This is a genomic window from Paralimibaculum aggregatum (assembly GCF_030270585.1).
Classification (GTDB): Bacteria; Pseudomonadota; Alphaproteobacteria; order Rhodobacterales; family Rhodobacteraceae; genus Thermohalobaculum; species Thermohalobaculum aggregatum.
Window position 1 is genome coordinate 23,147 of the sequence record NZ_BSYI01000035.1, and the last position, 12,247, is coordinate 35,393.

The 12,247-nt window shown below is 72.6% G+C and carries 12 protein-coding genes; 7 read left to right on the forward strand and 5 right to left on the reverse strand.

All coding sequences use genetic code 11. The features are described 5' to 3' along the window. From ahbB (QSJ97_RS18020) to QSJ97_RS18045, 6 genes are read left to right on the forward strand one after another with little or no spacing between them, the layout of a single operon-like run. Positions 1–999: a siroheme decarboxylase subunit beta gene (gene ahbB, locus QSJ97_RS18020; RefSeq protein ID WP_285673444.1), complete on the forward strand. Its 999-nt coding sequence runs from the start codon at positions 1–3 to the stop codon at positions 997–999. Continuing rightward, positions 996–1,463, forward strand: coding sequence for an Lrp/AsnC family transcriptional regulator (locus QSJ97_RS18025; RefSeq protein ID WP_285673445.1), 468 nt, complete (start codon positions 996–998; stop codon positions 1,461–1,463). Before ahbB (QSJ97_RS18020) ends, QSJ97_RS18025 begins: the two co-directional genes overlap by 4 nt. Further along, a complete protein-coding gene (gene ahbB, locus QSJ97_RS18030; RefSeq protein WP_285673446.1) occupies positions 1,460–1,963 on the forward strand; it encodes a siroheme decarboxylase subunit beta in 504 nt (167 codons plus the stop codon). Before QSJ97_RS18025 ends, ahbB (QSJ97_RS18030) begins: the two co-directional genes overlap by 4 nt. Next, the gene (nirJ, locus tag QSJ97_RS18035) at positions 1,963–3,177 is read left to right on the forward strand and encodes a heme d1 biosynthesis radical SAM protein NirJ (protein ID WP_285673447.1); all 1,215 of its coding nucleotides are present in this window, start codon (positions 1,963–1,965) and stop codon (positions 3,175–3,177) included. Before ahbB (QSJ97_RS18030) ends, nirJ begins: the two co-directional genes overlap by 1 nt. After that, complete coding sequence (locus QSJ97_RS18040) at positions 3,152–4,711, forward strand: cytochrome D1 domain-containing protein (protein ID WP_285673448.1); 1,560 nt, start codon at positions 3,152–3,154, stop codon at positions 4,709–4,711. Before nirJ ends, QSJ97_RS18040 begins: the two co-directional genes overlap by 26 nt. 1 nt (position 4,712) lies before the next feature. Beyond that, entirely contained in the window at positions 4,713–4,934 is a 222-nt protein-coding gene (locus QSJ97_RS18045; RefSeq protein WP_285673449.1) for a hypothetical protein, read from the forward strand. A gap of 5 nt (positions 4,935–4,939) precedes the next feature. Here the strand turns inward: QSJ97_RS18045 and QSJ97_RS18050 are convergent, their stop codons facing one another. From QSJ97_RS18050 to QSJ97_RS18070, 5 genes are read right to left on the reverse strand one after another with little or no spacing between them, the layout of a single operon-like run. Further along, a complete protein-coding gene (locus QSJ97_RS18050) occupies positions 4,940–6,286 on the reverse strand; it encodes an NAD(P)/FAD-dependent oxidoreductase (RefSeq protein WP_285673450.1) in 1,347 nt (448 codons plus the stop codon). Further along, positions 6,283–7,044, reverse strand: coding sequence for an NAD(P)-binding domain-containing protein (locus QSJ97_RS18055; RefSeq protein ID WP_285673451.1), 762 nt, complete (start codon positions 7,042–7,044; stop codon positions 6,283–6,285). The genes QSJ97_RS18050 and QSJ97_RS18055 overlap by 4 nt, the downstream gene beginning before the upstream one ends. Further along, on the reverse strand, positions 7,044–8,549 hold the full coding sequence (locus QSJ97_RS18060) for an aldehyde dehydrogenase (RefSeq protein WP_285673452.1): 1,506 nt from the start codon (positions 8,547–8,549) through the stop codon (positions 7,044–7,046). Before QSJ97_RS18060 ends, QSJ97_RS18055 begins: the two co-directional genes overlap by 1 nt. Continuing rightward, positions 8,546–9,517, reverse strand: coding sequence for a dihydrodipicolinate synthase family protein (locus QSJ97_RS18065; protein ID WP_285673453.1), 972 nt, complete (start codon positions 9,515–9,517; stop codon positions 8,546–8,548). The genes QSJ97_RS18060 and QSJ97_RS18065 overlap by 4 nt, the downstream gene beginning before the upstream one ends. After that, positions 9,514–10,233 (reverse strand): GntR family transcriptional regulator, encoded by a 720-nt coding sequence (locus QSJ97_RS18070; protein ID WP_285673454.1) that lies wholly within the window; start codon positions 10,231–10,233, stop codon positions 9,514–9,516. The genes QSJ97_RS18065 and QSJ97_RS18070 overlap by 4 nt, the downstream gene beginning before the upstream one ends. A gap of 338 nt (positions 10,234–10,571) precedes the next feature. Between QSJ97_RS18070 and QSJ97_RS18075 the strand changes: the two genes are divergently transcribed. Continuing rightward, on the forward strand, positions 10,572–12,182 hold the full coding sequence (locus tag QSJ97_RS18075; RefSeq protein ID WP_285673455.1) for an ABC transporter substrate-binding protein: 1,611 nt from the start codon (positions 10,572–10,574) through the stop codon (positions 12,180–12,182). The last annotated feature ends 65 nt before the right edge of the window (positions 12,183–12,247 follow it).

Below are 12,247 nucleotides of genomic sequence, written 5' to 3' on the forward strand. Positions count from 1 at the left end.
ATGATCGCGACGCTCGACGCCACCGACCGCGCGCTGCTCGACCGCTGGCAGCGCGGCTTCCCGCTGGTGCCGCATCCGTTCCGCGAGATCGCCGCGGCGCACGGCATCGGCGAGGGCGAGGCGGTCGACCGGCTGGCCAGTCTGGCGGCGCGCGGTGCGATCAGCCGGCTCGGCGCGACGCTGCGGCCGAACACCGCCGGGGCCAGCACGCTGGCCGCGGTCGCCGCGCCCGAGGACCGGATCGCCGAGGTCGCCGGCGCGATCGGCGCCGAGCCGGGGGTCAACCACTCCTATCTGCGCGAGAACGCCTGGAACATCTGGTTCGTCGCCACCGGCCCCGATCGCGCGCATGTCGACGCGACGCTGGCGCGCATCGCCGAGGCGACCGGGCTCGCGGTGCTCGACCTGCCGCTGCTGCGGCCCTTCAACATCGATCTCGGCTTCCCGCTGGCGGGCCATGCGCCGATGCCGCCGCCGCTGCCGGTGGGCCAGCTCGGCGGCATCGCCGAGGACGACCGCGCGCTGATGCAGGCGCTGACCGACGGGCTGGAGATCGCCGCCCGCCCCTTCGCGGTGCTCGGCGCCGCGCTCGGCATGGGCGAGGCGGTGGCGATCGCGCGGATCCGGCGGCTGCTGGAGCTCAGGGTGATCTCGCGGCTCGGGCTGATCCTGCGCCACCGCGCGCTGGGCTGGACCTCCAACGCCATGGTGGTCTGGCAGGTGCCGGAGGCCGGGATCGACGGGATCGGCCCGAGGCTCGCGGCGCAGCCCGGCGTCACGCTCTGCTACCAGCGCCGCCCGGTGCCCGGGGTCTGGCCCTACACGCTCTACGCGATGATCCATGCGCGCTCCCGCCCCGAGGCGCTGGAGGTGCTGGAGCGGGCGCGCGCCGCCGCCGGCCTCGGGGGCGTGCCGGAGGCGGTGCTCTTCAGCCTGCGGTGCTTCAAGCAGCGCGGCGCGCTGGTGGCGCACCGGCCGGGCGGGGAGGCCGCGGCATGAAGGACAGCGATGCCGCCCCGCTCGACGCCACCGACCGCGCGATCCTGAACGCGCTGCAGGGCGGCTTCCCGGTCTCGCCGCGGCCCTATGCCGAGGCGGCGGCGGGGCTCGGCCTCAGCGAGGCCGTGCTGATCGAGCGGCTGGCGCGGCTGCGGGCGGAGCGGGTCATCACCCGGTTCGGCCCGTTCTACGATGCCGCGGCGCTCGGCGGCGCCTTCTGCCTCTGCGCCATGGCGGTGCCGGCGGAGCGCTTCGAGGCGGTGCTGACCGAGGTCAATGCGCATCCCGAGGTGGCGCACAACTATGCGCGCACGCACCGGCTCAACATGTGGTTCGTGCTGGCCACCGAGACGCCGGAGGGCATCGCGGCGGCGGCGGAAAGCATCGAGGCGGCGACGGGGCTCCGGGTGCTGCGCTTTCCCAAGCTCGTCGAGTTCTTCATCGGCTTCAGGGTGCAGGCATGACCGACGGGATCACCATCGAGGCGACCGACCGCCGGATCATCGAGGCGACGCAGGGCGGGCTGCCCTTCGTGCCGGCGCCCTATGCCGAGATCGCCGCCGGCCTCGGGCTCGCCGAGGCCGAGGTGATGGCGCGGCTCGAGGCGATGCTGGCACGCGGCGTGATCCGGCGCATCGGCGCGGCGCCCAACCATTACGCGCTCGGCCTCGGCGCCAACGGCATGACGGTCTGGGACCTGCCGGACGAGACCGCCGAGCGCCTCGGCGCCGCGGTCGGCGCGCTGGCATTCGTCACCCACTGCTATCTCCGGCCGCGCGCGCTGCCGGACTGGCCCTACAACCTCTTCGCCATGGTGCATGGCCATGACCGGCCCGAGGTCGAGGCCAAGGCCGCCGAGATCGCGGCGCTGCTCGGCCCCGCCTGCCGGGCGCGCGACATCCTCTATTCGACCCGCATCCTCAAGAAGACGGGGCTCCGTCTCAAGCGCCAGGGAGAGACCTGATGTTCCGCCTCTCGCAATACATGCACCAGCTCGTGGAGCCGACGCCGCTGCGCGCCCGGCGCGGTTCCGGCGCGGTCAAGCCCGTGGTGATCTGGAACCTCACCCGGCGCTGCAACCTGCTGTGCCGGCACTGCTACACCGTCTCGGCCGACCGGCACTTTCCCGGCGAGCTCTCCACCGCGGAGGCGATGGCGGTGCTCGACGATCTCGAGGGTTTCGGCATCCCCTGCCTGATCCTCTCCGGCGGCGAGCCGCTCTCGCGGCGGGACTTCTTCGAGATCGCCGAGCGCGCCCGCCGGATCGGCTGCTATCTCGCGCTCTCGACCAACGGCACCGCGATCGCCGGCGAGACCGCCGACCGGGTGGCGGCGGTCGGCTTCGACTATGTCGGCATCTCGATCGACGGGATCGGCGCCACCAACGACTGGTTCCGCGGCCGCGAGGGCGCCTATGCCCAGGCGCTGGCCGGGGTGCGGGCCTGCAAGGCGCGCGGCATCAAGGTGGGGCTGCGCTTCACCATGACCGCCGACAACGCCGCCGAGCTGCCGAAGCTGCTCGATCTCTGCGAGGCGGAGGGGGTCGACAAGTTCTACCTCTCGCATCTCGTCTATGCCGGGCGCGGCAACAAGAACCGCGGCGAGGATGCCGGCCATGCCCGCGCCCGCGCCGCCATCGACCTGCTGATCGAGCGCGCCTGGGCCGCCGCCGCCGGGGGCCGCGCGCTGGAGATCGTGACCGGCAACAACGATGCCGACGCGGTCTATTTCCTGCGCTGGGCGGAGCGCAACTTCCCCGGGGAGACGGTGGCGCATCTGCGCGCCCATCTCGAGGCCTGGGGCGGCAACGGCGCCGGCGTCGGCGTCGCCAACATCGACCCGCAGGGCGAGGTGCACCCGGACACCTACTGGTCGAGCTACGCCATCGGCAACGTGCGCGAGCGGCCGTTCTCGGAGCACTGGACCGGGGCGGACCCGATGCTGGCCGAGCTGCGCATGCGCCCGCGCCCGCTCAAGGGCCGCTGTGGCGCCTGCGCCTACAAGGCGGTCTGCGGCGGCAACACCCGCATCCGGGCGCTGCAGCTCACCGGCGATCCCTGGGCCGAGGACCCGGCCTGCCACATGCGCGACGAGGAGATCGGCGTCACCGCGGAGGCGCGCCTCGAGGTCACGCCGTTCAGGGGGGTCCGCCATGAGCCGGCGCATCAGTACCGCTAGCCGCGCGCTGGCGCTCTCGCTGCTGCTGGCGGGGTCGGCGGCGGCCGATCCGGCGGCGCTCTATGCCGCGCATTGCGCCGCCTGCCACGGCGCCGGGCGGCTCGGCGCGGATGGCCCGGCGCTGATCCCCGAGACGCTGGGCCGGATGCGCGGCCCGGATGTCGCGGCGGTGATCGCCGGGGGCCGGGAGGCCACCCAGATGCCCGGCTTCGCGGACACGCTGGGCGCGGCGGAGATCGCCGCCCTCGCCGCCCATGTCACGGCGCCGCTCGCCGCGGTGCCGGCCTGGGGCGCGCCGGAGATCGCCGCGAGCCGTATCGCCAGCCCCGGCTACACCGCGCCGGAGGCGCCGCTGCACGGCGCCGACCCGCTGAACCTCTTCCTCGTGGTCGAGAAGGGTGACCATCATCTCAGCATCCTCGACGGCGACCGCTTCGAGCGGCTGGCCCGGCTGCCGACGCCCTTCGCGGTGCATGGCGGGCCGAAATTCTCGCCCGACGGGCGCTTCGCCTTCGTGATGTCGCGCGACGGCTGGGTGCAGAAGCTCGACCTGCACGCGCTCGCCGAGGTCGCCCGCATCCGCGCCGGCATCAACAGCCGCAACATCGCCATCTCGCGCGACGGGAAATGGCTCGCCGTGGCCAACTACCTGCCGCGCACGCTGACCATCCTCGACGCGGCCGACCTGACGCCGGTGCGGATCATCGACATCGTGGCGCGCGACGGCAGCCGCTCGCGCGTCTCGGCGGTCTACCAGGCCCGCCCGCGCGACAGCTTCATCCTCGCGCTGAAGGACGCGCCGGAGATCTGGGAGATCGCCACCGACCCGGCGGCCGGCCCGTTCCACGAGGGGTTCGTGCACAGCCACGAGACCGGCATGGAGGAGGCGCTGGCCGCCGAGCGCGGCCTCTTCGCGCGGCGCCGCATCATGGTCTCCGAGCCGGTCGACGACTTCTTCTTCACGCCGGACTACCGCAACCTGATCGGCGCCACGCGCGACGGCGCCCGCGCCAAGGTGGTCAACCTCACCGTGGGGCGCGAGATCGCCGCGCTGCCGCTGCCGGGGATGCCGCATCTCGGCTCCGGCATCTCCTGGATGCGCGGCGGCCGGCGGGTGCTCGCCACGCCGCATCTCGGCGAGCCGCGGATCTCGGTGATCGACCTCGAGAGCTGGGCGGTCGTCGCCACCATCGAGACGCTGGGCCCCGGCTTCTTCCTGCGCAGCCACGAGACCAGCCGGCATGTCTGGGCGGACGTGTTCTTCGGCCCGCACCGCGACGCGATCCACGTGATCGACAAGGAGACGCTGGAGATCGTCGCCACGCTGCGGCCCGAGCCGGGGCAGACCCTGGCCCATGTCGAGTTCGACCGCAGCGGCGCCCATGCGCTGGCCAGCCTCTGGGAGGAGGACGGCGCGGTGATCGTCTACGACGCCGAAACGCTGGCGGAGATCCGCCGCCTGCCGATGCGCCGGCCCTCGGGGAAATACAATGTCTGGAACAAGATCACCTTCTCCGACGGCACCAGCCACTGACATGGCCGGGCGCTGGTCGGTGGGCGCGCTGGCGCTGCTGCTCTATCCCTTCGTGGCGCTGGCCGCGGCGATCAACCTGTTCCTGCTGGCGCTGATGGGGCAGGTGCTGGGCCTGCCGGTGCTGGCGCCGCTCGACGCCCTGCTCGCCGGGCTGGCGCTGGGCGTGCCGCTCGCGCCGCTGGCCGGGCGCTGGCTGCGCCGGCTGATGGACCGGGCCGGCTGAGGCGCTCACTCGCGCCCCGCGCGCCACTCCTTGTAGCGCAGATAGGCATTCGCCCCGATGCTGGCGACCGGCTCGGGCGGCAGCCGGGCAGGGGCCTCGGCGCCGGCGAGCGCGCGGGTGCGCCCGGTCTCGCGGCCCAGCGTCGCCTCCGCCGCGGCCATGCCGGCGAGGGTGCCGCGCACGGTGCCGAGCCCGTTCTGGCAGCAGGCGGCGACGATGCCCGGCTCGACCTCCCCGAAGGCCGGCACGCCGTTGCGGCTGAGGCAGAGATGCCCGGCCCAGCGATGCGCCATGCCGACCCCCGCCAGCATCGGGAAGCGCTCGGCGAAGCGGCGGTCGTGCAGCCGCCCGGCGCGGGCGACCTGCGCATCGGAGACCGTCATCGAGGGCTCGAAGGTGAAGCGCGAGCGCACCACGATCCGGTCGCCGCCGGTGCCGGAGATGCGCCGCACCGTGGTGCCCATCGGGTCGGCCGGGGTGACGCCCCAGCGCGCCTGCCCGCCGAGCCGCGCGGCCTCCTCCGCGGTCAGCGCCCGGGTCATCGAGGCATAGGTGAAGACATGCATCAGCCGCCGCGCGAAGAAGCCGAAGCTCTCGGCATGGCCGTTGACCGCGAGGATCACCCGCGGCGCCGTCAGCGTGCCGGCGCCGGCCTGCAGCGCCCAGGCGTCGCCGGCCCGCGCGATCTCCCTGACCGGGCTGTCCTCGTGCAGCGTCACCCGGCCGGCCCGCGCCGCCAGCCCGTCGGCCAGCCCGCGGATGTAGCGCGCCGGCTGGATCATCGCGGCGCCCGGCGTGAACAGCCCGGCGCGGTAGAAGCCGGTGCCGGTGATCTCGCGCATGGCGGCGGCGTCGAGCATCTCGTGCGCCTCGCCGAGCTGCCCGAGATGCGCCGAATAGCCCCGGTTGGCGCGCTCGCCGGCCTCGGTGGCGGCGGCGTTGATCTTGCCGGCGGGGGCGAAGGTCTCGGCGTCGAGGCCAAGCTCCTCGACCGCCTCCGCGGCGAAGCCGATGGCCTGGCGGTTGAGCGCGATCTGCGCCCGGTCGTCGCCGCTGCCGGCATAGTCGTCGGAGGCGAGGTCGTGCGGCAGGTCGATCATGAAGCCGGTGTTGCGCCCGGCCGCGCCCTCCGCCACCCGCCCGGCCTCGAGCACCGCGATGCGCAGCGCCGGGTCGAGCTGCGCCAGCCGCCGCGCCGCCGAGAGCCCGGCGAAGCCGGCGCCGATGATCGCGACATCCGCGGTCTGCCGGCCCGCCAGCGCCGGGCAGGGCGCCCGCGCCGGCAGGATCGCCGCCCAGCCCGAGACGCCGGGCTGGCGCGGCAGCCGCAGCGCGCGGCGCGGCGCGCTCACCCCGGCCCCGCGAGGCGGCGCTCGATCGCATCCATGGCGCCGGTCAGCGCCGCGGTGGCGCCGCCGGTCTCCAGCGCCTCGACCATCATCAGGCTGAGCGAGCCCGGGGTGGCCAGCGCCTGCTTCTCCGCCGCGAGCCGGCCGGCGCCCGGCGCCATCGCCGCGAGGAACCCGGCCATCAGCTGCGCGGTGTAGCGCTCGGCGCCGTCCGCATCGCCGGTGCGCTCGGCGAGCCAGCCGCTGCCGGCCTCCAGCATCGCCAGCAGCCCCGGGATCATGGCGCAGACCGCGAAATGGCTGTTGAGCGCCGCCTCGCTGGCCACCGGGATCACCGGGTTGGCCGGGGCGAAGAGCGGCGCCAGCGTCGCGCCATGCGGATAGACCGCGAGCGGGCAGCCCCCGGCCTCGAGATAGCCGAGCGGGATGGTGATCGAGATGTCGCGCGCCGGCGCGCACCAGGCCGCCAGCGCCGCCGCCGGCACCCCGGCCATCACCGAGACGATGCGCTGCTCCGGGCGGAAGGCGAGCGGCGCCACCGCCGCCTCGGCATGCTGCGGGCGGAGGCAGAGGAACACCGTCTCCGCCCCGTCCACCACCGCCTGGTTCTCCGCCGCCGCGATCCGCGGCGAGCCGGCGACCAGCGCCGCCGAGACCGCGGCGCTGCGGCGCGAGACCAGCACCTCGTGGCCCTCGCCGGCGAGGCGCCGCGCCATCGGCGCCGCGATGTGCCCGGTGCCGATGAAGCCGATCCGCGCCATCAGTCCACCGCCTCCGGCGCGTCGTCGGAGAGGTCGAGCCAGATCGTCTTGAGCTGGGTGTACTGGTCGTGCGCGTGCAGGCCGTTGTCGCGCCCGCCGAAGCCGGACTGGCGGAACCCGCCGAACGGGGTGGTGATGTCGCCCTCGCCGAAGCAGTTGACCGTGACCGTGCCGGCCCGGATCGCCCGCGCGGTGCGCAGCGCCCGCCTGCCATTGGCCGAGAACACCGAGGCGGCGAGGCCGTAGACGGTGTCGTTGGCCACCGCCACCGCCTCCTCGGCGCTCTCCACCGTGATCACCGCGAGCACCGGGCCGAAGATCTCCTCGCGCGCCGCCGCGGCGCCGGCCGGCAGCGCCACCACCGTGGGCTCGATATAGGTGCCGCATTCGCGCCGGCCGCCGAGCAGCACCGCCTCCGGCGCGATCGCGTCGAGATAGGCCGAGACCTTGGCGAAATGCGCCTTCGAGACCAGCGCGCCGACCCGGTTCGCCGGGTCGAGCGGGTCGCCCATGCGCCATTCCCTCAGATGCGCGCCGATCCGTGCCACCAGCCGGTCGCGCACCCCGGACTGCACGATCAGCCGCGAGGCGGCGGAGCAGTTCTCGCCCATGTTCCAGAACGCGCCGTTGACCACATGGGCGGCGACCACGTCGAGCGCCTCGGCATCCTCGAGCACGATGCAGGGGTTCTTGCCGCCCATCTCCAGCACCACCTCCTTGAGGTTGGAGGCGGCGGCATAGGCGAGGAAGCGCCGCCCGGTCTCGGTCGATCCGGTGAAGGAGACCATGTCGACATCCATGTGCCGGCCGAGCGGCTCGCCGGCCTCCGGGCCGGTGCCGGTGACCACGTTGAACACGCCGCGGGGGATGCCCGCCTCATGCGCCAGCTCGGCGACCCGCAGCGCGGTCAGCGAGGTCTCCTCCGCGGGCTTGACGATCACCGAGCAGCCGGCGGCCAGCGCCGGGCCGATCTTCCAGGCCAGCATCAGCAGCGGGAAGTTCCAGGGCAGCACGAGGCCGACCACGCCCACCGGCTCGCGCACCACCAGGGCGATGTGGTCGTCCGAGGCCGGGGCGACCTGGTCGTAGATCTTGTCGATCGCCTCGGCATGCCATTTCAGGCAGTGCACGGTCTCCGGCAGGTCCACCGTGGCGCAGTCGTGGATCGTCTTGCCGCTGTCGAGGCTCTCCATCACCGCGAGCTCGGGGGCGTTGCGCGCGATCAGCCTGGCGAGCCGGAGCAGCGCCGCCTTGCGCGCGCCGGGCGGAAGCTTCGACCAGCGCCCGTCCTCGAAGGCATCGCGCGCCTTCGAGACGGCGAAATCCACGTCCTCGGCGCCGCAGGCCGCGACATCGGCGAGGGTGGCGCCGGTGGCCGGGTTCACCGTGGGGAAGGTCTTGCCGGAGATGGCGGGGCGGAAGGCGCCGTCGATGAAGGCGGCCTCCGGCAGCGCCAGCCCGGCGGCGATGGCGCGGTATTCCTCGGCGGTCAGCAGCGCGCTCATGCCACGGCTCCCTCGGCAACGGGCCTCGGCGCGGCGGGGGCGGCGCCCTGCCGGTCGGCCTCGATCTCGGCGATGGTGCGCCTGAGCACCCGCACCACCTGCGCCAGCGCGCGCTTGTCGTCCTTGCCGAGCGGGCGCAGCGGCGGGCGCGGCGGCCCGGCCCGGCGGCCGGCGAGCTCGACCCCGTGCTTGACGCACTGGATGAACTTGCCGCCCTGCTCGAGCACCCGCATCAGCGGCATCAGCGCCGACATGATGCGCCGGCCGCGGGCGAAATCGCCCTCCACCGCGCAGGCCCGCCACAGCGCCAGATGCTCCTCGGGCAGGAAGTTGGAGCCGGCGCAGACCCAGCTCCGCGCGCCCCAGGCGAAGAACTCCAGCGCCTGGTCGTCCATGCCGCAGGAGAGCTGGACATGCGGATAGTCCCGCGCCAGCAGATGCACCCGGTTGATGTCGCCCGAGCTCTCCTTGATGGCGCAGAAGTTGCGGCTGCGCCCGACCCGGTCGAGGAACTCCTCGCCCATGTTGACGCCCATCCGGCCGGGATAGTTGTAGAGCATCACCGGCAGGTCGGCGGCGCGCTCGATGGCGAGGGCGTTGAGCGCGTTCTCCCGCTCGGTCGGCACGGCATAGGGCGGCGAGCCGATCAGCAGCCCGTCGGCGCCGATCTCGCGGGCGGCGCGCGCCATCGCCACGCTGTCGTCGAGGCGGATCGCCCCGGTGCCGACGACGAGCGCCGCGCGCCCCTCGGTCAGCTCGCGGGTCAGCCGGGCCAGCGCGATGCGCTCCTCGATCGACTGGGCGTAGTATTCCCCGGTCGAGCCGCCCGAGATGATGCCGTGCACGCCGGCGCCGATCAGGTGCTCGACCTGCGCCGCCAGCGCCGCGCGGTCGATCTCGCCATCCGCCGCGAAGGGCGTGATGACCGGTGTGTAGATGCCGTCGAAGACGAGCGGGAAGGTCGTCATTGGGGCTCCCCTGCCTGGCGTTGCGGGCTGTCGCCGAGCGGGGCGTCGAGCCCCTCCGGCGTCACGAAGGTCTCGATCATGTCGCGCGACAGCGCCCAGTGATCGAGCGTCACGGCGGCGGCGGTCTCCTCGTCGCCGGCCTCGATGGCGGCGATCAGCGCATCGTGCTGGTCGGCGGCGCGGGCCAGCCGGCTGTCCGGCCCGGCGCGGCGCGGGCGGTAGAAGGTCATGCCGATTCGCGCATGGTCGATCAGCAGCCGGCGCAGGCTCGGCAGCAGGTAGACATTGTCGGCGATCTCGCCGATCGCGGCGTGGAAGCGGTCGTTCCAGGTGACCCGCTGCTCGGCCTCGCCGCCGGTCACCGCGGCGCGGAACTGCCGCTGGATCTCCTTCAGCCCGGCGACCTGCGCGGCGCTGGCGTTCTGCGCCGCGAGCCGCGAGATCGCGGCATAGATCATCGGCGCCGCGAGGAAGAAGTTGCGCAGCGTGGTGTGGGTCATCGGCGCCACCGCGGCGCCCCGATTGCGCCGCAGCTCGAGATAGCCCTCGCCGGCCATCTGCCGCAGCACCTCGCGCAGCGGCGGGCGCGACAGCCCGTATTGCAGCGCCAGCGCGGCCTCGTCGAGCGCCGTGCCGGGGGCCAGGCGCAGGGTCAGGATATCGCGCCGCAGCGCGGCGTGAAACGCGTCCTTCCGGTCGAGCGCATCGTCCCTCATGCCGGCCTCCAGCATCGCGGCCACCCTCAGCCGCATGATTGTCTTACGATATAATTATCATTGCAGACAATCGGAATCCGAGTGCAGACTGTGGCTGCCGCCGGGGTGCCCGCCACCGGTCCCCGGGCCGGGACGGGCGCCGCTGGCGGCGATGCGAGCAAGGCAGACGTGATGTAATCGGCGAATGTTTCCGCGATCCCCGAATAACGGCAAAGTCAAATGGGGAGTTGCAATTACGTCTATCACGTGAGGAGATGGGTCGGCACGCCGGCCAGCGCTCGCTTTGCCAAGCGTAGGCGGTCCGCGAGAGACCGTCCCGAACCGAAATGGGAGATGTCATGTCCAATATTCACGATAAAGAGCTGATCCGGAGGATGGCCGAAGAGGCCAAGCGCGGCCGTCTTTCGCGGCGGGAATTCATGCACTACGCAGTGGCGGCCGGTCTCACCGCCAGCGCAGCGACGGGGATGTGGAGCGGCGTGGCCCGCGCCGAGCCGAAGCGCGGCGGCGTCTTCCGCTGGGGCATCCATGACGGCAACACCTCCGACACCCACGATCCGGGCACCTATGTCACCCGGCAGATGATCTATCTGGCGCACCAGATCCGCAGCTACCTGACGATGATCAACCCGGACAATTCGCTCGGGCCGGATCTCGCCACCGAGTGGAGCGCCAACCCGGATGCCACGGTGTGGACCTTCAAGCTCAACGAGCGCGCGGTGTTCCACAGCGGCCGGAAGGTGACCTCGGCCGACGTGATCGCCTCGCTCAACCATCACCGCGGCGACGACTCGACCTCCGCCGCCAAGGCGCTGCTGACCGATGTGGTCGACCTGCAGGCCGACGGCGATCATGCGGTGGTGATCACCATGGCGCGCGGCAATGCCGACCTGCCCTGGCTGATGACCGACTATCACCTGGCGATCTGCCCGGCGATGGACAACGGCAAGATCGACTGGAAATCCGCCGACGGCTGCGGCCCCTACAAGATCGAGCAGGGCGAGATCGGGCTGCGCTGGTATCTCTCGCGGCACGACGGGTGGCATGGCGAGGGCGCCTATTTCGACAATGTCGAGATGCTGATCCTCAACGATCCGAACGCGCGCCAGACCGCGCTCGTCACCGGCGACGTGGACTGCGTCTCGCTGGTCGAGCTGAAGACCCTGGCGCTGCTCAAGCGCTCGCGCGACATCGAGATCGACAACGTCGCCTCGGGCGGCGCGATCACCATGCCGATGCATTGCAACGTGGCGCCCTTCGACAATGTCGACGTGCGCAACGCGCTCAAGCTCTGCATCGACCGCCAGGAGATCATCGACAAGATCGCCTTCGGCGCCGCCACCATGGGCAACGACTTCCATCTCGCCCCGGTGCAGCCCTACTGGCCCGAGGACATCCCGCAGCGCGCCTACGACCCGGACCAGGCGAAGTCGCTGCTCAAGAAGGCCGGCATGGAGGGCCTCTCGGTCAGCATCTCCACCGCCGACAGCCTGTTCTCCGGCGCCGTGGACATGTGCGTGCTCTATGCCGAGCAGGCCAAGAAGGCGGGCATCAACATCAACGTGGTGCGCGAGCCGAACGACGGGTACTACTCCGATGTCTGGCTCAAGAAGCCGTTCTGCGCGGTGTCCTGGGGCTCGCGGCCGACGCCGGACGTGATGTTCACGCTGGCCTACAAGTCCGACGCCGCCTGGAACGAGAGCTACTGGCAGAACGAGCGGTTCAACGAGCTGCTGCTGCAGGCCAAGGCCGAGCTCGACCAGGAGCGCCGCGCCGACATGTATCGCGAGATGTGCCTGCTGATGCGCGACGACGGCGGCACCATCATCCCGTTCTTCAACAACTTCGTCTACGGCCGGCGGAGCAACGTGAAGCACAGCGGCTCGCTCGCCGCGAGCTGGGAATGCGACGGCGCCCGCGCCCCGAGCCGCTGGTGGTTCGAGAGCTGATCCGGCACTGACGGAGCCCGGCGCCCGCGCGGCGCCGGGCTCCGGGCCGCGGCGGATCGCGGCGG